Raw genomic sequence first — 18863 nt, 5'->3', positions numbered from 1 at the left:
GGCAAGGAGAAGACGCCGTGGCTGCCACCTTCGTCCAGGGACCGCCGAGGGCGATCCATCCCGTCCATGCGGTGCTGCTCGCCAGCACCGTCCCGCTGTTCCTGGGCGGCCTGCTCGGCGACGTCGCCTATGCCCGCACGCAGCAGATCCAGTGGAGCAACTTCGCCGCCTGGCTGATCGCCGCCGGCATGGTCTTTGCCGGCCTCGCGCTGTCGTGGGGGCTGGTCGACCTCGTCCGGGCGCCGCGGCGCGGCGGGCGGCCCCTCCTCTATGTTCTGCTGCTGCTCGCCGTCTTCGTCCTCGGCCTCAACAGCTCGTTCATCCATGCGCGCGACGCGTGGGGCAGCATGCCGGAGGGGCTCGTCCTCTCGGCGGTCGTCGCCGTGCTGGCGGTCCTGGCGACCTGGGTCGGCTTCTCCAGCCTTCGCGCGGGGGGCCGGCCATGAGACGGTCCAGCCCGCCGGCCGCCGGCCCCGCCATCCTGCTGGCCGCCCTGCTGTCCGCGGCCCTGCTGTCCGCCTGCGACAACGATCCGGCGCCGCCCGGCTATGGCGCCGACCCGCGCCTTCCCGAACCGCAGCGCGGCCTGCTGCCCAGCATGAAGATCGCCGATCCCGCGCCGTGGGGCGACCGGCGGCCGGCCGTTCCGGACGGCTATGCCGTCGCGCCCATCGCCACCGGCCTCGGCATTCCGCGCCAGACCCTCGTCCTGCCCAACGGCGACATCCTCGTCGCCGAGGGGCGCGGCGGCGGGGCGCCGGCGCTGCGGCCGAAGGACGTCATCGCCGGGGTCATCAAGGCGAGGGGGACGACCCCGGTCAAGAGCGGCAACCGCCTGACCCTGCTGCGGGACCGCGACGGCGACGGCGCCTACGAGGAGCGCACGGTCTTCGCCGAGAACCTGAACGCGCCATACGGGCTGGCGCTGGCCGGCGGCCAGCTCTACGTCGCGAACCAGGATGCCCTGGTGCGGTTCGCCTACAGCGACGGGCAGACACAGGCCGACGGGCCGCCGGTCAAGGTCACCGACCTGCCCTCCGCGATCAACCACCACTGGACCAAGTCGCTGGCCGCCAGCCCGGACGGGCGCTTCCTCTATGTCGGCATCGGCTCCAACAGCAACATCACCGAGCGCGGGATGGAGGCCGAGGTCGACCGCGCCATGATCTGGCAGGTGGACGCCCGGACGGGCGCGCACAGGCCCTATGCCACCGGCATCCGCAACCCGACCGCTCTGGCCATCCAGCCCGGCACGGACACGCTGTGGGCGGTGGTGAACGAACGCGACGAGCTCGGCCCCGACCTCGTCCCCGACTACCTCACCTCGGTCCGCGAAGGCGGCTTCTACGGCTGGCCCTACAGCTACTGGGGACAGACCGTGGATCCGCGCGTGCAGCCGCAGGACCCGCGGAAGGTCGCCTCGGCGATCCGGCCGGACTACAGCCTGGGGGCGCATGTCGCGGCGCTCGGCGTCGCCTTCTCCGCTCCGGCGATGGGCGCCCGCTTCGCCGAGGGGGTGTTCGTCGGCGAGCATGGCAGCTGGAACCGCAGCGTGCCCAGCGGGTACAAGGTGGTCTTCGTGCCGTTCCGCGACGGCAGCCCGGCCGGTCCGCCGGTCGACGTGGTGACCGGGTTCCTCGGCGAGGACGGCAAGACCCGCGGCCGGCCCGTCGGCGTCACGGTCGATCCGCGGGGCGCCCTGATCGTCGCCGACGATCTGTCCAACACCGTGTGGCGCGTCACGCCCGCGCAGCGCTCCTCCGCCGTCGGGGAGCCGCCGCGGCCGGGCGCCCCGCCGCCTTAAGCGGGTCCTTCCGGCCGGTCCGGCTGCGGTCCGGCATAGACGGCGCGGGGGCGGATGAGCTGGTCCGTCCCCCGCTGCTCCAGCGCCTGGGCGATCCAGCCGACCGAGCGGCCGAGCGCGAAGAGGATGAAGGCGGCGCCCTCCGGCAGGGCGAGGTGGCGCCGCAGCGCGACCAGGGCGAAGTCGATCGAGGGTGCCCGCCCCGTCAGGTCGGCGGCGGCGCGCGCCAGCTCCGCCGCTTCGGGATACTCCGGCAGCAGCCGCGCCAGCAGGGCCTTGGCGCGGACGTCGCCCTCCGGATAGAGCGGGTGGCCGAAGCCGGGAATCTCCTCCCCCGCGGCAAGCCGGCGCCGAAGCTGTGCCGCCGCCGGCTCCGCCGCCGACAGGCCCTTCCAGAAATGCTCGATCCGCGTGGTCATCGCGCCGTGCCGGCTGCCCGACAGGGCGCAGAGCCCGCCGATCACCGCCGCCCGCAGGCTGGCCCCGGTCGAGGCGATGCAGCGCGCCGTGAAGCAGGAGGCGTTCAGCTCATGGTCGGCGCACAGAACCAGCGCCCTGCGCACGAGGTCGGCGCCGCGCCCGTCCAGCCCCCAGGCCGCGGCGAGCTGCCGGTGGAGCGGCCCGGCGTCCGGGCGGCTGCGCAGCGCCGCGGCGAACAGCAGCCGCACCAGCCCGCCGCAGTTCGCCGGCAGCCGCGGGTCGTCCCGCCGCCAGGAGGCCGTCGCCTCGTCCGTGGCGGCGGCGGCCAGCAGGGTGGGCAGCGCCTCGCCCGCCGGGCAGGCGCCGAGATGCGGCAGCAGGGCGCCGTACCCGGGCAGCGCCTTGGGTGGCCGGGCGGGGAAGGCCTCCCCGGCCGCACAGCCCCAGAACAGCGCCGCCACCTCTTCCAGGGTCGCTGTCTCCGCCAGCAGGACCGCGTCCCGGCCGCGATAGTAGAGCCGTCCCCGGCTGATCAGCGTGAGGGCCGATTCCAGCACCGGCGCGCCCCAGTCCAGCGTCGCGCGCGCGACCTCCTTCGGCTTGCGGCCGCGCTTGCGCTCCGCTCCCAGCCGCGCGACCTCCTCGGCCAGATAGCGGCGCTGCCGCGGATCCTCCGCCGGTACGGCCTGCAGCAGGCCGCGGCTGACATAGGCGTAGAGAGTCTGGCGCGACACGCCCAGCCGCCTCGCCGCCTCCTCCGCCGACAGGTACCCGGTCATCTGGCTGTCCCCGCCGCCGGCCGCCACGGCCGGTCGCTGATATTGATCGACTTAATCAAGATTGACGATATCCGGCCGGCGCGATGAAGTGAAGCCGTCTTCCCGACCGACGACGGCCACAACCCGATGGAGCGTCCCATGGCGCCGACCAGCGCGGAACCCGCTTCCGCGACACGCCTCCCCCTTGCCCGCGGTCCAGCCGAAGCCGCCGCCGTCCTGTGGCGGGCGGCCGGCGGCGGCGACCGCTTCCTCCCCGCCCTCGACATCCGCGGCGGGGGCGAGCTGCCGTCCGTCTTCGCCGTCAGCGATCTCGCCGCCGCCGCGACCGCCGCGGTCGGGCTGGCGGTCGCCGAATATCGGGCGACGGCCTTCGGCGGCGTCCCCGCGGTGACGGTCGACCGCCGCCTGTCCTCGCTGTGGTTCGGCACCTCGCTGAAGCCGCAGGGCTGGGCGCTGCCGCCGGCCTGGGACCCGGTGGCCGGCGACTACGCGGCGCGGGACGGCTGGGTCCGCCTGCACACCAATGCCCCGCACCATCGCGACGCCGCGCTGGCGGTGCTCGGCGTGGCGGCCGGCAGGGCGGCCGGCCGGGGAGCCGACCGGGCGGCGGTGGCCGGCGCGGTCGCCGGCTGGCAGGCCGATGCGCTGGAGGCCGCCGTGGTGGAGCGCGGCGGCTGCGCCGCGGCCATGCGCGACCTTGACGGCTGGCGTCGCCACCCGCAGGGACAGGCGGTGGCCGCCGAACCCCTGCTGTGGTGCGAGGCGCTGGAGGCCGGTCCCGCCGTCCGCCCGGCCGGCACGCCCGCCCGGCCGCTCGCCGGGGTGAGGGTGCTGGACCTGACCCGCGTCCTTGCCGGGCCGGTCGCCACCCGCTTCCTGGCCGGCTTCGGGGCGGAGGTGCTGCGCCTCGACCCGCCGGGCTGGGACGAGCCGGCGGTCCTGCCCGAGGTGACGCCGGGCAAGCGGCGGGCACGGCTCGACCTGCGCGATCCCGGCGGCCGGGCGCGCTTCGCGGAGCTGCTGTCCGGCGCCGACCTGCTGGTCCACGGCTACCGGCCCGACGCGCTCGACCGGCTCGGCCTCGATGCCGCGGCCCGGCGGGAGATCCGGCCCGGCCTGATCGACGTGTCGCTCGCCGCCTATGGCTGGACCGGCCCCTGGTGCCTGCGCCGCGGCTTCGACAGCCTGGTGCAGATGAGCAGCGGCATCGCGGCCGAAGGGATGCGCCGCCATGGCGCCGACCGTCCGCAGCCCTTGCCGGTCCAGGCGCTCGACCATGCCGCCGGCTGCCTGCTCGCCACCGCGGCGCTGCGCGGGCTGACGCGGCGGCTGCTGACCGGGCGGGGATCCCGCTGGCGCAGCTCGCTCGCCCGCGTGGCGGCGCTGCTGGTCTCGCTGCCGGGGCCGCAGGACGGGCCGCTCATCGAGGGACCGGCCCGCGACGATTTCGCGGACCGGCCGGAGGCCACCGGCTGGGGACCGGCGCTGCGCCTGAAGCCGCCGCTGTCGGTGGAAGGCGCTGCGCTGCGCTGGGACCGCCCCGCCGGGCCGCTCGGCATCGACGACGCACGGTGGTGAGCGGATGGACTCGGCGCGGCGGTCCGGGCGGGAAGGCGTTTTTCCGCGCGTCCTTGTCCGGCTCCCGCTCAACCTTTAGTCTGCGTCCGTCACCGTCCCCCGTGCCGGTCTGCCATGCGGCGCGCCCCGTGCGCCACCGCAGGAGGGACCGCCGCGTGGCGGCGAAAGGCCCGATCGTGCAGCCGATGCACAATGCAAAGGGGAGGGGAAGTCTTCGCAACCGCTTGAACAAAAAGACGGAAAGCAGAAAACAACCCGTTGTGCGGGAGATGGTGGCTGCACAATGCGCCCTGTCCGGCACGATGGGCGCCCCGGCCTCCTAAGGGTTGTTCCCGGTCCCGCCGTCCCTTGACTCCCCCTCCTTCGGGCCTACCAATAACGGGGTACGGCCGCGGCATGCGGTCACCATCGGGACGTCCGGATGCAGTCGGCTCTCGCCTTCCTCAGGCCGGTCAGGTTCAGCGGCGCCGATGCCACGGCCTATGGCGCGCGGGCGGCGGAGCGGGACCGGATCGCGCTGCGCCTCTTCGCGCTGCTGATCATCCTGGTGCTGTGCATCCGCCTGATCTCGGACTGGAGCCTCTATCCGGAGGCCACCTGGATCAGCTCCAGCTACCGGCTGGGTGCGATGGCGGTGCTGCTGGCGCTGATCGCCGGCTCCTTCGGCCGGGTGCTCGACCGGGTCTTCCACCTCGCGGTCGGCACCGGCACCTTCCTGGTCGCCGTGCTGCTCGCGTTCGGCAACGCCACGGCGCCGACCCTCTTCCCGCTGGCCACGGTGGGCATCTGGGTGATGGTCTTCCTGATGGGGATCTTCGCCTTCGGCAAGCGGCTGGTTCTGCTGGAGGCCGCGATGGCGGTGATCCTGCCGATGATCGCGTGGCCGCTGTCCCAGGTCCGGCCGGATCCGCTGACCGCGACCCTGCCGGTGGGGATGCTGACCACCGCCATGTCGCTGGGGCTGAGCTATGTGCTGGAGCAGTACTGGCGCCGCGCCTTCCAGCGGGACCTGGACCTCGCCGCCTCCTACAAGGAGCTGCGCCGCACCCACCGGGACCTCGCCGCCGCCTATGCCAGCCTGACGCAGACCCAGGCCGAGCTGGCGAAGATGGAGCGGACGGTGGCGCTCGGCCGGCTGGTGGCGAACGTGGCGCACCGCATCAACACGCCGCTCGGCACGGTGCTGTCGCTGACCAGCCATCTCGACGAGGCGGTCGCCGCCTTCGCCGGGCGGGTGGGGCAGGGGACGCTGCGGCGGTCCGAGCTCGCCGACTTCATCGCCCTGGTACGCGAGGGCAACGGCATCGTCCTGGACAACGCGCAGCAGATGGCCGGGCTGATGGAGACCTTCAAGCAGCTCGTCGCCGACGCCGGCGGCCCGCCGCGGCGGCTGGAGGTCCGCGACCTGCTGGACACCCTGAGGGAGGCGCTGCCGGGGATGCTGGCGCCCGGCGTGTCGCTGGTGGTCGAGACGCCGCCGCCGCTCGCGGTCACGGCGCAATGGCAGATGATGGAGATGGTCCTGCGCGAGCTGGTGCGGAACGCCGTCCAGCACGGCTTCCCCGCCGGGCGGAGCGGCACGGTCACCATCCGGGCGCGCGCGGCGGGGGAGGGGGCCGTCGAGATCCGGGTGGCCGACGACGGTCGGGGCATCCCGCCGCAGCATCTGGGGCATGTCTTCGACCCCTTCTATACCGACGGCCGGATCGGCCGCAGCTATGGGCTGGGGCTCTCCATCGTCCACAACGCGGTGACCGGGCCGCTCGGCGGGACCATCGCCATCGACAGCCGCGAGGGGCAGGGGACGGCGGTCACGCTGCGCCTGCCGGCCGCCCGGGGCGAACCGGCCCTGGCGGCGGAGCCGGCCCGGCCGCGCCTGTCGGCCTGAGCCTGTCCGCAAGATGGGCGGTGCGGGTCCGGGCTGTCCGGGCCGCCGTATGGCGAACAGCCGCAGGGGCACTACCCGTCGACTGTGAGGTAGCGGTCCATTGCGCTGCTCAGTTGCCGCGGGGTCACCGGCTTGTACATCAGGCCGAAACCGTGGCGCGCGGCGTCGCGCTGGCATTCGGGGCCGGTCTCGCCGGTGACGACGATGGCCGGGATCTCCGTGCCGAACAGGCCGCGGATCGCCAGGATGACGTCGGTGCCGACCTCGCCCTCGCGCAGGCGGTAGTCGGCGATGATGATGTCCGGGGTCCGGTTGCCGGCCCGCAGCTTCTCCATCGCCTGGTCGCCCGATCCGGCGATCAGGACGGTATAGCCCCAGTCCTTCAGGATGGTCTGCAGGCCGAGCAGGACGATGGGATCGTCGTCGACCACGACGGCGAAGCGCTCGCCGCTGCTCGCCCCCGGCGCCTCGGCATCCTGGCCGCGGTCGGGCGGCGGCGGGGCCTCGCCCAGCGGCACCTCGATCGTGAAGGTGGACCCCCGGCCGGGGACCGAGCGGACCGACACCGGATGGTCGAGCAGCCGGCTGATCCGCTGGACGATGGCGAGGCCGAGGCCGAGGCCCTGGGTGCGGTCGCGCTCCTGGTTGCCGATCTGGTGGAACTCCTCGAAGATGCGGGAGAGCTGGTCCTCGGGGATGCCGATGCCGGTATCGCCGACCTCGACCCGCAGCCGGTCGCCGGCGACGTGGCAGGCGACCTCGACGCTGCCCGCCTCGGTGTAGCGGATGGCGTTCTCGATCAGGTTGCGGATCATCCGGCCCAGCAGGACGCGGTCGCTGCGCACGACATGCAGGCAGCCGGACATCCGCCACTCCAGCCCCTTGCTGCGCGCCACCGGGGCGTAGCCGGCGGCGATGTGGTCGAGCAGCGCGTCGATCGGGAAGCTCTCGATGGTCGGGCGGACCACCCCGGCGTCCAGCCGCGAGACGTCCAGCAGGCTGTCCAGCAGCGACTTCAGCATGTCGAGGCCGCGTTCCAGATGGGTGAGGGCGGCCCGGCCCTTCTCGCCCTGGACATGGCCGTGCAGGGCGCCGGCGAACAGGAACAGCGACTGCATGGGCTGGCGCAGGTCGTGGCTGGCCGACGCGAGGAACTTGGACTTGGACTGGGCGGCCTGCTCCGCCTCCTCCTTGGCGCGGCGCAGCGCCTCCTCCACCTCGAACTGCTCGGTCACGTCGGTGTTGGTGCCGAACCACAGGATGATGTTGCCGCGCTCGTCCCGCACCGGCAGGGCGCGCGACAGGAACCGGCGCCACTCGCCGTTGCGGCCGCGCATGGGGAAGGTGTCCTCCCACGGCTCGCCGGTCTCCAGAGAATACTGGAAGCGGGCGACCACCCGCTCGATGTGGTCGGGGTGGTGCACGCTGCGCCAGCCCCAGCCGCGCATCTCCTCGAAGGTCGAGCCGGTGTATTCGTACCAGCGCCTGTTGTACCAGAAGATCGCCCCGTCCGGCCGCGCCATCCAGGCGAGCTGCGGAATGGAGTCGGCCAGCGTGCGGAAGCGCTGCTCGCTGTCCTTCAGCAGCGCCTCGGCCTCCTTCTGGGTGGAGATGTCGCGGAAATAGACGGAGAGCCCGCCACCCTGCTGGGGGTAGATGCTGAAGGACACCCAGCGCCGCAGCACCGGCGAGACGGATTCGAAGTTCGCCATCTGGCCGTCGGCCATCGCCTGGCTGTAGCGGGCGTGGATCTCGCTGCCGCGGATCTGGGGGAAGACCTCGAAGAAGTCGCGGCCGACCATCTCGTCGCGGGTCATGCCGAACAGCTCCAGGGCGTGGCGGTTCACATAGGTGAAGCGCCAGTGCTGGTCGATGGCGTAGAAGGCGTCGCCGATGCTCTCCAGGATGTCGGTGGCGCGGTCGACGGCGTCCTTCAGCCGCTGTTCCGCGGCGAGCTGCTGGGTGATGTCCTCCATCACGGTGACGGCGCCCGAGATGGTGCCGCCATACTGGAGCGGGACGGCGGAGTGCCGGATGGTCTTGCGCACCCCGTCGAAGCTTTCGATGTCGATGATCTCGTTCAGCGAGGTTTCGCCATGGCGGACCGCGCGGGCGGCGGCCCAGTCCTGCGGGGCGACCGGCTCTCCCGTGCCGTGCCACCAGCCGCGGTATTCGCCGTAGCGCTCGATGCCGACCTCGCGGATGCCGCCCCAGATGCGCCGGGCGGCCGGGTTCAGGTTCAGCACCCGCCCGTCGGCGCCGATGACGCCGACGCCGACCGGCAGCGTCTCCATCACCCGGTCCAGCAGCGCCTGATACTGGGTCAGATGCTCGGCCAGCCGCCGCTTCTCCGTCACGTCCTGGAAGTAGACGGCGAGCCCGGCCGGGCTGGGGAAGGCGCGCACCGCGTACCAGCAGCGCAGCGGGCCGTAATAGGCCTCGAACTCCACCGGCGTCTTCTCCGTCATGGCGCGGCGGTACTGCTCCTCGAATTCCGACCCCACCGCCTGGGGAAAGACCTCCCACAGGACGCGGTCGGTGAGGTCGCGCCCGTCGGCGATCAGGTTGCGGGCGCGCTCGTTCATGAAGGTGATGCGCCAGTCCGGGTCCAGCTCGATCACGCTGTCGGTCGTGCTTTCCAGGATCGCGGCCGAGCGCCGTTCCGCCACCGACGAGGCCTCCAGCGCGACGACCCGCCGTTCCGCCGCCTCGCGCCGGGCGTGGGACCGGGCGAGCGACCAGCTTATGGCGAGCGTCAGGAGAAGGGCGGCGGCCCCGCCGACCAGCACGGCGAGCGTGGTGCGGTGGGTCACCCGCTCCACCACCGTGGCCGGCGCGCCGAGGATCACGGTCCAGCCGGTCGCCGCCGAGACCGCGGCTGCCGTATAGACCCGGTCCCCCAGCCGCGACTGCGAAAAGAAGAAGGGGTTGCCCCGCCGCAGCCCTTCGAAGACCGAGGGATCGGGAAGCGTGCCCAGCACCGGGTCCGTCGGCCCTTCCGACAGGGTGCGGGCCAGGAAGCGCTGGTTCTCGTCGAGCAGGGCGACGATCCAGCCCATCGGATAGCCCTGGTCGCGCAGCGCCCGGTTCAGCGCCCAGGCCCGGACATGGGCGGTGAGCGCATAGGCGACCCCGGCATCGCCGAAGACGGGAATGCTGACCGCGATGGTCGGCTCCTGCGGCGGCTCCGGCGTCGCGAGCAGGCCGCTGACCCGCGATTCCCCGAAGCGGAACACGGCGTCGAGCTGGGCGCGGATCGCCTCGCCCGCCAGGGGCCTGGCCGAGGGGTCGTCGCCATGGGCGAAGGCCAGGACCTCGCCCTCGCGGTTGCGCAGGTCCAGCGCCACCCAGTCGAGGCGCTGGCGCAGCGCCCGCGCCATCCGGTCGGCGAAGAGCGGCTGGTCCAGGTTCTCCAGCGCCCGGGAGGTCGCCAGCATCTCCAGCGCGCTGCGCGTCACCGCCACCCGCTCGTCCACCGCGCGCAGCGAGGCGGCGGTCGCCTGCCGCAGCACGGCTTCGACCGACTGCTGCTGTTGCTGGCTGACCATCATGATCATCAGGATCGCAAAGATGATCAGCGGCAAGGCTGCGGCAAGAACGGCGACTGGCAGGCGGAGGCGCATGCGGGGTCTCAACCTTCATTCGACCGGGCGAAGAGGCGTCGCCTCTGCCGTCCTGACCGGAGCGATCAACAGTAAAACGGCCCCGGCCAGTTGTGCATAACTTCGCCGAAGGACAGAATCCGAATCTACTATCCTTTTGCGTCCCGATGCGGGGGTAGATTTGTGGCAGCATTTTCATGACCACGCCGGGACGAGGCCGGCGCCATGGTCCGGGTCGGGTGGGCTGGCCATGCCGGGCAAGCGCCGCAACATCGGACAAATCGATCGCGTGACGGGGCCGTGGGCGCTGCCGCGGCCCGCCATCCTCGCCCTGGTTCTTGCCCTTGCCCTTGCCCTTGTGCTCGTCGCCGGCCACCGGTCCGCCCTTGCGCAGGCGGCCGTGGCGGAAGCGACGCTCGACCGGATCCTGCGGACCGGCGAGGTGCGTATCGGCTATGCGCCGGAGCAGCCCTTCTCCTTCCGCTCGCCGGACGGACAGTTGGGCGGCATCGGACCGGCCGTCGCCCGGCAGGTTTTCGCCGCGCTGGGCGTCACGACCATGAAGGGGGTGGAGAGCGAGTTCAGCGCGCTGATCCCCGATCTGCTGGCGCGGCGTTACGACGTGATCGTCTCCGGCCTCTCGGTGCGGCCGGAGCGCTGCCGGCGCGTCGCCTTCTCCGACCCCTTCTTCCGGGCGGGAAGCGCCTTCGCCGTCCGCGCCGGCAACCCCAGGGATCTGCATGGCTACGCCGACGTGGCGCGCAATCCGGCGATCCGGCTGGGGGCCGTGTTCGGCACCGTCGAGATCGACGACGCCCGTGCCAGCGGCGTCGCGGGAGAGCAGATCCTCCTGTTTCCCGATGCGGCCACGGCGGCGAGCGGGGTCAGGAGCGGGCGGGTCGATGCCTATGCCGCCCGCGCCCCGACGGTGGAGAACCTGGTCCAGCGAAGCCCCCGCCTGCTGGAACGTGCGGCGCCGTTCGAGGAGCCGGTCCTGCCGGGGCGGTCGAGCATCGATCACGGCGCCTTCGCCTTCCGTCCCGAGGACGGCGACCTGCGGGCCGCCTTCAACGCCCGCCTGACCGAACTGCTGCGGACGCCGGACTATCCCGGTCTGATCGGCCGGTTCGGCTTCACCGCCAGCGAACTTCCCGCCCGGAGGCTCGACGAGCTCTGCCGGACGAGCCGGCGCCGGCACGATAGCCGCCCGACCAGCGACACGGTTCCTTGCGGGGATCAGATATGCTAATAATAGTCAGTCGCATTACTGAAGCCGCCCCGTGGCCGTTCCGTCGGTTTTTTTCGCCGGGACGGAACGGATCGGGGGCGCCGGCAGCGCACGGCGCCTGTTCAGTCATGACTGTCGGATCTCGAGAACCATGGGACGAAGGAGGATGACGGTCGGGCGGTCGGGGCGCCGGCGGGAACGGCGCCAAGCGCCGATACCGTCGGCCGCCGGCCGTGGCCGGTCCCGACGGAGGTGACGGAGCATGCATGACGCGCTCACCCTGCTCGTGGTCTTCGCGCTGGTTTATCTCGGCTTCGCCGCGCTGGCCCAGGTGCTGGACCGCCGCCGGCGGGACCTGCTGGACGCCCGCGGCGGGCCGCTGCACCGGACGGCGATGCGGCTGCGGCTCTCGGGCCTCGTCTGCGCCACGGTGGCGCTGGGGGTGGCGGTGCTGCGCGACGGCATGTCCTTCGGCTTTCTGCTGTGGACCCTCGCGCTGACCGTCGGGGCGCTGGCGGTCGGCGCCACCCTGGCCCGGATGTCCGCCGGGAGACGCACCCCGCACCCATGACGGGGCGGCGCTGCGCACCATATCAGTGCTCGGTGATGTTTCGGGAACGACGTCCGGCCGGCGGCAGGAGGTCGTCGTTCGTATCTCAGTGCCCGTTTGCTGTGCAGAAGGCCGTGATGCAATAGCGCGCCTCGAATATCCCTTCGAATACTCTGGTATTGGCTGGCGAGTCAGTATTGATAGTCGTTATCATTGAGACTTGATAGTCATTCTCATTGCCAAAGCTTTGCGGTAGGGCCGACATGGATTGCAAGTTTCGCCTCGATGTGGTTTCTTTGTCGCAACTGGTTTGAAGGGAGACAGAGACATGCAAGGCGATCCAGGCGTCATCGACCGCTTGAACAAGCTGCTGATCGGGGAGCTGAGCGCTGCCGACCAGTATCTCGCCCATGCCAGCATGATGGAGAACTGGGGCTTCAAGGCGATCTACGAGCGCATCGCGCACGAGCGCCATGACGAGCTGGAGCATGCCGACAAGCTGATCAAGCGCATCCTGTTCCTGGAAGGCACGCCGGACGTCGCCAGCCGGGATCCGCTGCGCATCGGCAAGGACATCCCGGAGATGCTGCGCAACGACCTGACGCTGGAGCTGGAGGTCGTCGACGCGCTGAAGGAGGCGATCGCCTATTGCGAGCAGGTGCGCGACTACGACACCCGCCGCATCCTGGTCGAGCTGCTGGAGGACACCGAGGAAGACCACGCCCACTGGCTGGAGCAGCAGCTCACCCTCATCAACATGATCGGCCTGCAGAACTACCTGCAGTCGGCCATCGGCAAGCTGACCTGAGGAGCGGCGCCATGAAGGGCAATCCCGACGTCATCGCCCAGATGCAGATCGTCCTCAAGGACCAGCTCACCCTGATCAACCAGTATTTCCTGCATGCCCGCATGCTGAAGAACTGGGGCGTCAAGGCGCTGGGCAAGTGGGAGTATCACGCCTCGATCGAGGTGATGAAGAGCGCCGACGAGATCATCGAGCGCATCCTGTTCCTGGAATCGATCCCGAACCTGCAGGACCTCGGCAAGCTGCGCATCGGCGAGGACGTGCCGGAGATCCTGTCGAGCGACCTGACGGCCGAGAAGGAGGCGCGCGAGCGTCTGGTCACCGCCGTCGCGGTCGCCGAGGCCAAGGCCGACTACGTCACCCGCGACGAGCTGGCCGAGATCCTGGAAGAGACCGAGGAGCGCATCGACTATCTGGAAATGCAGCTCGGCCTGATCGACAGCGTCGGCCTGCAGAACTACATCCAGACCGCCATCGGCGAGATCGGCGACTGATCCGGCCGCCCCTGATCCGGCCGCCCCGGGCCCGGACATCCCGGATCGGGAGGCGGGCTGCGCCCGATATGGAACCCGATATGGAAAAGGAACGCCGCGGGTCCGTCCGCGGCGTTCCTTTTTTTCTTGCGATGCGCTGTGCCGTCCGGCTGTTCAATGCGGCGTGGGCGCCGAACCGCCGCCCCCGCAGCATCCCGAACAGCCCGAGCCGGCGCCCGGACAGCCGCCGGGCTCCCGGGCCTCGCCAAGCCCGGCGAGGCGGCGCAGGCGGTTCCGGGCCGTCCGGGGCAGGGCGAGGGTCCAGACCACCCAGGCGAAGGCCCCGGCGACGATGACGGCGACGATCACGGTCTGCAGCATGGGTCAGGCTCCCAGCAGGGCGCTCGACACCCGGAAGGTGACGAAGGCCGCGCCATAGGCAAGCAAGGTCATGTAGGCGATCATCACCGCCGTCCAGAACCAGGAGTTCGTCTCCCGCTTCACCACCGACAAGGTGGAGATGCACTGCGGGGCGAAGACGAACCAGGCGAGCAGGGAGAGCGCCGTCGGCAGGCCCCAGTCGGCGGCCAGGACGCCGGCCAGCGAACCGGACAGGGCGTCGCCCGTTTCGCTCAGCGCATAGACGGTGCCGAGCGCCGCCACCACCACCTCGCGCGCCGCCACGCCGGGAACCAGCGCGATGGCGATCTGCCAGGTGAAGCCGATGGGGGCGAGCAGCGGGGCCAGCGCATGGCCGAGCATGCCGGCGAAGCTGTAGTCGATGGCGGGGCCCGTGGCGCCCTCGGGCGGCATCGGGAAGGTGCCGAGGAACCACAGCAGGATCATGATCGCAAAGATCACCGTGCCGGCGCGCGCCAGGAAGATGCGCGTGCGCTCCAGCAGGCCGAGCAGGATGTCGCGCGGGCTGGGCAGGCGGTAGGCCGGCAGCTCCATCAGCAGGGGCTCGCGCGCGCCCTTGAAGATGGTCCGCTTCAGAACGAAGGCGACGGCCAGGGCCGACAGGATGCCCGCCGCGTAGAGCACGAACATCACCAGCCCCTGCAGCCCGACGAAGCCGCCCAGCACCGTCTCGCTGGGGACGAAGGCCGCGATGATCAGCGTGTAGACCGGCAGCCGGGCGGAGCAGGTCATCAGCGGCGCGATCATGATGGTCGCCAGCCGGTCGGCGCGGTTTTCGATGGTGCGCGCCGCCATGATGCCCGGCACCGCGCAGGCGAAGCTGGACAGCAGCGGGATGAAGGCGCGCCCGTGCAGGCCGACCCCGCCCATCAGCCGGTCGAGCAGGAAGGCCGCCCGCGCCATGTAGCCGGTCGCCTCCAGCACCAGGATGAAGAAGAACAGCACCAGGATCTGCGGCAGGAAGACGATGACGCTGCCCACGCCGGCAATGATGCCGTCGGTCACCAGGCTCTTCAGCAGGCCGTCGGGCATCGCCGCGGCGACCATTCCGTTCAGGCTGCTCAGCCCGGCATCGATCAGCTCCTTGGGCGCCTCCGCCCAGGCGAACACCGCCTGGAACATCAGGAACAGCACCAGGAACAGGAAGGGCAGGCCGATCGCCGGGTGCAGCAGGGCGGCGTCGATGCGCCGGGTGATGACCGGCGGGCGGCCGGCATCGCGCAGCGACGCGGCGATGATCTCGCCGACCTGCTGGTGGTAGGCGCGCAGGTCGTGCGAAGACGGCTCGCTCCAGCCGCAGGGGGCGGGATCCGGCTGCTGCCGCACCACCGCCATGGTCCGGTCGATCTGGTCGAGCAGCCCCTGCACGCCGGTGCGGCGGATGGCGACCGTCGGCACCACCGGCACGCCGAGGGCCGCCGACAGGGCGCCGGCGTCGATGCTGCAGCCGCGGCGCTCCGCGACATCCATCATGTTGAGCGCCAGGATGATCGGGCGGCCGAGCTTCTTCAGCTCCAGCACGAGGCGGAGATGCTGGCGCAGGTTGGTCGCGTCGGCGACGCAGACCAGCACGTCGGGCGGCGCCTCATGATCGAACCGGCCGAGCACCACGTCGCGCGTCACCTCCTCGTCGGGGAGCGGGCGCGCAGGCTGTAGGTGCCGGGCAGGTCGACGAGCTGGACGCGCTTGCCGGCGGGGCTGAGGAACTGGCCGACCTTGCGCTCGACGGTGACGCCGGGATAGTTCGCCACCTTCTGGCGCGATCCGGTCAGGGCGTTGAACAGGGCGGTCTTGCCGCAATTCGGGTTGCCCACCAGCGCGATGCGGGGAGGGGCGGCGGATACCACGGTGGACATGGACAAGGGGTCCTCGGGAAGTCTGGCCCGCGTGTGCGGGCCGTCGCCTGTCGGCCGATCCGGGATCAGCCGATCAGGGCGACGATGACGGCGCGCGCCTCGGCGCGGCGCAGGGCCAGCGTGTGTTCGTTGACGGAGACCGCGATGGGGTCGCCGCCCGGATAGCCTTGGTGCAGCACTTCGACGCGTGCCCCTTCGACCAGCCCCATCTCGATCATGCGGCGTTCCAGTTCGCCGGGCGGGAGGGAGGTCGCGATGCCGGTCTCGTCAAGGCCGAGGACTTCGGCGCGCTGGCCCTTGCGCAGTGTGCCGAGACGGGACGTCGGCGTCCCGGGATCATGGAAACTCATCAGCTTCACCTCGCGGCTCGCAGGATCGCGAGCTCATTCGGCGGCCACGGTGCCGTCGAGGGAATGATGGTGCGAGTGATTCGCATTTCGGAATGAGGCGAAACGCCGCACGGGGGCCTTGTCACGGGGCGGCAGCCGCTAGAGGAGCTGCCGCTCCATCATCTGCGCGAAGAAGCCCCCGGTGCGGGACAACTCGGCGTAGGACCCGCTTTCCTCGACGCGACCGTCGCGCAGCACGATGATGCGGTCGGCGTTGATGACGGTGCTCAGCCGGTGCGCGATGACGATGCGGGTGGCGCTGAAATGGTCGATGCTGCCGGTGACGACGGCCTGGGTCCGGTTGTCGAGCGCGCTGGTCGCCTCGTCGAACATCAGGATGCGCGGGCGAGCGATGATGGCCCGCGCGATCAGCACGCGCTGCACCTGACCGCCCGACAGCGTGCCGCCGGCATCGGCGATGACCGTCTGCATGCCCATGGGCATCGCCCGGATGTCGTCCTCCAGCCCGACCAGCCGCGCCGCTTCCCAGGCATCGGCCTCCTGCATGCGGGTGTGGGCGCCCAGGATGTTGTCGAGCAGGCTGCCCGGCATCAGCTGGCCGCCCTGCAGGACGACCCCGCACTGCCGGCGGACCGCCTGGACGTCCAGGCTGGCGAGGTCGCAGCCGTCATAGAGCACCGCGCCCGCCGACGGCGTCTCGAACCCCAGCATCAGGCGCAGCATCGTCGACTTGCCGCAGCCCGACGGGCCGACCACCGCGACATACTCGCCGGCCGCGATGGAGAGCGACAGGTCCTCGAACAGCGGCGGCGAGTCGCCATGGGCGAAGGCGACGTGGCTGAGCTCGATGGCGCCGGACAGCTCGCCGGGGTCGGCCTTGTCCTCCGTCACCTCCGGCACGGCCCGCAGGATGGGGGCGGCATAGGCGTAGACCGGCTTCAGGGCGGCGATCTGCACGATGGCGTTGGACAGGCCGGTCATGCCGCTCAGCGCCTGTCCGAAGGCGGACAGGAAGGCCAGCACCGCGCCCAGCCCCAGCGCCCCGTCGGCAAGGCCGAGATAGTAGATCATGCCGAACAGTGCGGCGGTCGCCAGCGGGCCGTAGAGGCCGGCGATCATCGCCATCAGGTTCCCCACCTGGTCGGCGAGGAAGCGCTGGCGGCTGAACCGGGCATAGCTGCGCGCCCAGCGCAGGAAGGCGCGGTCTTCCGCCGCGGCCAGCCGCAGCTTGGCGATCCCGTTGGCGAGTTGGAGCATCAGCCCCGCCGTCTCGCCCGTCGCCTCCATCACCAGCCGCTCATGCTTCACCCGCAGCAGCCCGAGCACCAGGGTGACCGCCATCAGCAGCACGATCAGCCCGAGCCCGACCAGCGCCAGCTTCACCGAATGCCACGCCATCAGGCCCAGCGCCGACAGGGCGAACAGCGCGTTCAGCAGGGTGCTGGTCAGCGTGCCGTTGACCGCCTGCTCGATGGTCGAGATGGCGAGCGCGCGGCGCGCCAGATCGCCCGAGGTGAACTGCTTGAAGAAGCCGACGGGAAGCCGCAGCAGGCGGTCGATCACCGCCGCCTGGATGCGCGTGCCCGACCGCCCCTCGATGCGCACGAGTGCGATCTGCGCGGCATAACGGGTGACCAGCAGGGTCGCCGCGACGACCAGCAGGACCGCCACCATCTCCCACAGGCGCGGCAGGTCGTGGGCGGGGATGATGGTGTCGACCAGGAAGCCGGTCGCCATCGGCACGCCCATGCCGAGCAACGCGCCGACGAGGCCGAAGCCGACCAGCGCCAGCACGTCGGACAGGCTGAAGCGGAAGGCGCTGAAGCCGATGTCGAGCCCGCGGAGCGGCCGGAAGGGCAGCGGCGCGTAAAAGGAGAAGGCCTCCCCCGCCAGGTCGCGGGCCTCCGCCGCCGACAAGGGCCGCTCCACATCCTCGACCGGGTCGTAGACCAGATAACGGTTGGCGGAAGCGGGGCGCAGCAGGGCGAGCGGCCGGGAGTCGGCGGCACGGATCAGCAGGATCGGGCCGCAGTCGGCGCGCCACCAGCCCTCGTCCAGCACCACCCGCCGGTGGCGCAGCCGGTTGACGCGCAGGATCTCCTCCAGCGTCGGCGCCCCGCCCTCGCGGTCGCGCCGCAGGGCAGGCGGGGTCAGCCGGTGGCCAAGCGCCCCGGCGACGGCGGCGACGGCGCGGGCCAGCGGATCGGCGCCGACCTCCGCGGCCTCGCGCCGCGCCGCCCGGCCGAGCGGCATGGCGAGCCGCTCCGCCGCGGCGATGCGGGCGTTCTCGTTGGCCGAGGCCCGCTCGCGCAGCCGGTTGAACTCGTCCACCGCGGCAAGCCGCAGGTTCAGCGGAAGCGCCTCCAGCATCAGCCGGTGGAAGGCGGCCAGCGCCGGCCACAGGCTGCCGTCCGCCAGAGCGGACAGCGTGTCGCTGCTCGTCACCGTGCAGGTGCCGCCGGCCGTCGCCCAGCTCGCCGCGCAGAGCGGCAGCGCCGTGCCGGCGGCCGTCTCGAACACCTCCTCGCTGTCGAGGAACAGCGGCGGGGCACCGTCGAAGCGCGCCCAGGCGACGCCGCGGTTGCAGCCGAGCCGCTGGTGATGGTGGAGCCGGCAGCCCTCGCCCGGCGCGATGATCAGCGGGATGCGCGGGCGCGGCACGATCAGGCGGGACAGCCCCTGCGAGGCGGCGACCACCCAGCGGTCGACCGCCGCGGCGATGTCGGCGGTGACGGTGGTGGCGGGGCGGGGTCGTGGGCGTCCGCCAGCAGCGGCAGTCCGGCCTCGCAGATCTCGGTGCCGACCGCGCCGACCGCCAGCAGGGAGACCGGCAGCAGGGCGGCCGACAGGTCGAGGCCGAACAGCAGGTCGCCGGCGCGCAGCGTGAAGACATGCTGACGCAGCCCCCGGCTCGCCTCGTCCGACATGTCGGTGAGGAACAGGTCGACCTCGCCCTTCAGGATCAGGACGCAGCGGTTCGGGTCGTCCAGGTGGAAGGGCAGGTTGCCGGCCACCCGGCGCGGCAGCGCGCCGGCGGAGCGGAACAGCCCCGGCAGGTCGCAGGGCGGCGCGGCCGGACCCTGCACCGGCATCACGTGCTGTGCCATGGG

Annotated in this window: 14 protein-coding genes and 1 pseudogene; 8 read left to right on the top strand and 7 right to left on the bottom strand. The window is 71.7% G+C overall.

The window, feature by feature from the left end:
- Positions 1-17: 17 nt before the first annotated feature.
- Positions 18-446 (top strand): DUF2231 domain-containing protein, encoded by a 429-nt coding sequence (locus tag DEW08_RS22225; RefSeq protein WP_109331435.1) that lies wholly within the window; start codon positions 18-20, stop codon positions 444-446.
- Positions 443-1804, top strand: a complete 1362-nt coding sequence (locus tag DEW08_RS22220) for a PQQ-dependent sugar dehydrogenase (RefSeq protein ID WP_109331434.1) — start codon at positions 443-445, stop codon at positions 1802-1804. Before DEW08_RS22225 ends, DEW08_RS22220 begins: the two co-directional genes overlap by 4 nt.
- Here DEW08_RS22220 and DEW08_RS22215 read toward each other — a convergent pair.
- Positions 1801-3003, bottom strand: coding sequence for a citrate synthase family protein (locus tag DEW08_RS22215; RefSeq protein ID WP_109332332.1), 1203 nt, complete (start codon positions 3001-3003; stop codon positions 1801-1803). The genes DEW08_RS22220 and DEW08_RS22215 overlap by 4 nt on opposite strands.
- Before the next feature lie 138 nt (positions 3004-3141).
- Here DEW08_RS22215 and DEW08_RS22210 point away from each other — a divergent pair, with 138 nt between their 5' ends.
- Together DEW08_RS22210 and DEW08_RS22205 are read left to right on the top strand one after the other, a co-directional pair.
- On the top strand, positions 3142-4581 hold the full coding sequence (locus DEW08_RS22210; RefSeq protein WP_109331433.1) for a CoA transferase: 1440 nt from the start codon (positions 3142-3144) through the stop codon (positions 4579-4581).
- A 421-nt stretch (positions 4582-5002) separates the two neighbouring features.
- Positions 5003-6469, top strand: coding sequence for a sensor histidine kinase (locus tag DEW08_RS22205; RefSeq protein WP_109331432.1), 1467 nt, complete (start codon positions 5003-5005; stop codon positions 6467-6469).
- A gap of 71 nt (positions 6470-6540) precedes the next feature.
- On the opposite strand, the gene DEW08_RS22200 is transcribed toward DEW08_RS22205, so the two are convergent.
- Entirely contained in the window at positions 6541-10092 is a 3552-nt protein-coding gene (locus DEW08_RS22200) for a hybrid sensor histidine kinase/response regulator (RefSeq protein ID WP_109331425.1), read from the bottom strand.
- A 229-nt stretch (positions 10093-10321) separates the two neighbouring features.
- Between DEW08_RS22200 and ehuB the strand changes: the two genes are divergently transcribed.
- The 4 genes from ehuB to bfr (DEW08_RS22180) all read left to right on the top strand — a co-directional run bounded on the left by ehuB (position 10322) and on the right by bfr (DEW08_RS22180) (position 13148).
- A complete protein-coding gene (gene ehuB, locus DEW08_RS22195) occupies positions 10322-11320 on the top strand; it encodes an ectoine/hydroxyectoine ABC transporter substrate-binding protein EhuB (protein WP_109331424.1) in 999 nt (332 codons plus the stop codon).
- 241 nt (positions 11321-11561) lie between these two features.
- Positions 11562-11870 carry a DUF3325 family protein gene (locus DEW08_RS22190; RefSeq protein ID WP_109331423.1) on the top strand — a complete coding sequence of 103 codons (309 nt, stop codon included), beginning with the start codon at positions 11562-11564 and terminating at the stop codon, positions 11868-11870.
- A 307-nt stretch (positions 11871-12177) separates the two neighbouring features.
- Positions 12178-12657 (top strand): bacterioferritin, encoded by a 480-nt coding sequence (bfr, locus tag DEW08_RS22185; RefSeq protein WP_109331422.1) that lies wholly within the window; start codon positions 12178-12180, stop codon positions 12655-12657.
- 11 nt (positions 12658-12668) lie between these two features.
- Positions 12669-13148 carry a bacterioferritin gene (gene bfr, locus DEW08_RS22180; RefSeq protein WP_109331421.1) on the top strand — a complete coding sequence of 160 codons (480 nt, stop codon included), beginning with the start codon at positions 12669-12671 and terminating at the stop codon, positions 13146-13148.
- A 153-nt stretch (positions 13149-13301) separates the two neighbouring features.
- Here the strand turns inward: bfr (DEW08_RS22180) and DEW08_RS22175 are convergent, their stop codons facing one another.
- The 5 genes and pseudogenes from DEW08_RS22175 to DEW08_RS22155 all read right to left on the bottom strand — a co-directional run bounded on the left by DEW08_RS22175 (position 13302) and on the right by DEW08_RS22155 (position 18860).
- Positions 13302-13508 (bottom strand): hypothetical protein, encoded by a 207-nt coding sequence (locus tag DEW08_RS22175; RefSeq protein ID WP_109331420.1) that lies wholly within the window; start codon positions 13506-13508, stop codon positions 13302-13304.
- A 3-nt stretch (positions 13509-13511) separates the two neighbouring features.
- Positions 13512-15403: pseudogene (gene feoB / locus DEW08_RS22170) on the bottom strand (ferrous iron transport protein B).
- Between the two features lie 65 nt (positions 15404-15468).
- Complete coding sequence (locus DEW08_RS22165; RefSeq protein ID WP_109332331.1) at positions 15469-15753, bottom strand: FeoA family protein; 285 nt, start codon at positions 15751-15753, stop codon at positions 15469-15471.
- Between the two features lie 138 nt (positions 15754-15891).
- Entirely contained in the window at positions 15892-18450 is a 2559-nt protein-coding gene (locus tag DEW08_RS22160) for an NHLP bacteriocin export ABC transporter permease/ATPase subunit (RefSeq protein ID WP_109331419.1), read from the bottom strand.
- A complete protein-coding gene (locus DEW08_RS22155; protein WP_109331408.1) occupies positions 18417-18860 on the bottom strand; it encodes a hypothetical protein in 444 nt (147 codons plus the stop codon). Before DEW08_RS22155 ends, DEW08_RS22160 begins: the two co-directional genes overlap by 34 nt.
- Positions 18861-18863: the final 3 nt, after the last annotated feature.

It is taken from the genome of Azospirillum thermophilum, assembly GCF_003130795.1.
GTDB lineage: Bacteria > Pseudomonadota > Alphaproteobacteria > Azospirillales > Azospirillaceae > Azospirillum > Azospirillum thermophilum.
Note: the sequence above shows the minus strand (reverse complement) of the source record. Positions and strands in the feature narration are given on the sequence as shown.

Bases quoted from the DNA above. Each gene is read 5' to 3' on its own strand.
- bfr (WP_109331422.1), top strand. From the start codon at position 12,178: ATGCAAGGCGATCCAGGCGTCATCGACCGCTTGAACAAGCTGCTGATC.
- DEW08_RS22220 (WP_109331434.1), top strand. From the start codon at position 443: ATGAGACGGTCCAGCCCGCCGGCCGCCGGCCCCGCCATCCTGCTGGCC.
- DEW08_RS22210 (WP_109331433.1), top strand. From the start codon at position 3,142: ATGGCGCCGACCAGCGCGGAACCCGCTTCCGCGACACGCCTCCCCCTT.
- DEW08_RS22200 (WP_109331425.1), bottom strand. From the start codon at position 10,092: ATGCGCCTCCGCCTGCCAGTCGCCGTTCTTGCCGCAGCCTTGCCGCTG.
- DEW08_RS22205 (WP_109331432.1), top strand. From the start codon at position 5,003: ATGCAGTCGGCTCTCGCCTTCCTCAGGCCGGTCAGGTTCAGCGGCGCC.
- bfr (WP_109331421.1), top strand. From the start codon at position 12,669: ATGAAGGGCAATCCCGACGTCATCGCCCAGATGCAGATCGTCCTCAAG.
- DEW08_RS22215 (WP_109332332.1), bottom strand. From the start codon at position 3,003: ATGACCGGGTACCTGTCGGCGGAGGAGGCGGCGAGGCGGCTGGGCGTG.
- ehuB (WP_109331424.1), top strand. From the start codon at position 10,322: ATGCCGGGCAAGCGCCGCAACATCGGACAAATCGATCGCGTGACGGGG.
- DEW08_RS22165 (WP_109332331.1), bottom strand. From the start codon at position 15,753: ATGAGTTTCCATGATCCCGGGACGCCGACGTCCCGTCTCGGCACACTG.
- DEW08_RS22175 (WP_109331420.1), bottom strand. From the start codon at position 13,508: ATGCTGCAGACCGTGATCGTCGCCGTCATCGTCGCCGGGGCCTTCGCC.
- DEW08_RS22155 (WP_109331408.1), bottom strand. From the start codon at position 18,860: ATGGCACAGCACGTGATGCCGGTGCAGGGTCCGGCCGCGCCGCCCTGC.
- DEW08_RS22190 (WP_109331423.1), top strand. From the start codon at position 11,562: ATGCATGACGCGCTCACCCTGCTCGTGGTCTTCGCGCTGGTTTATCTC.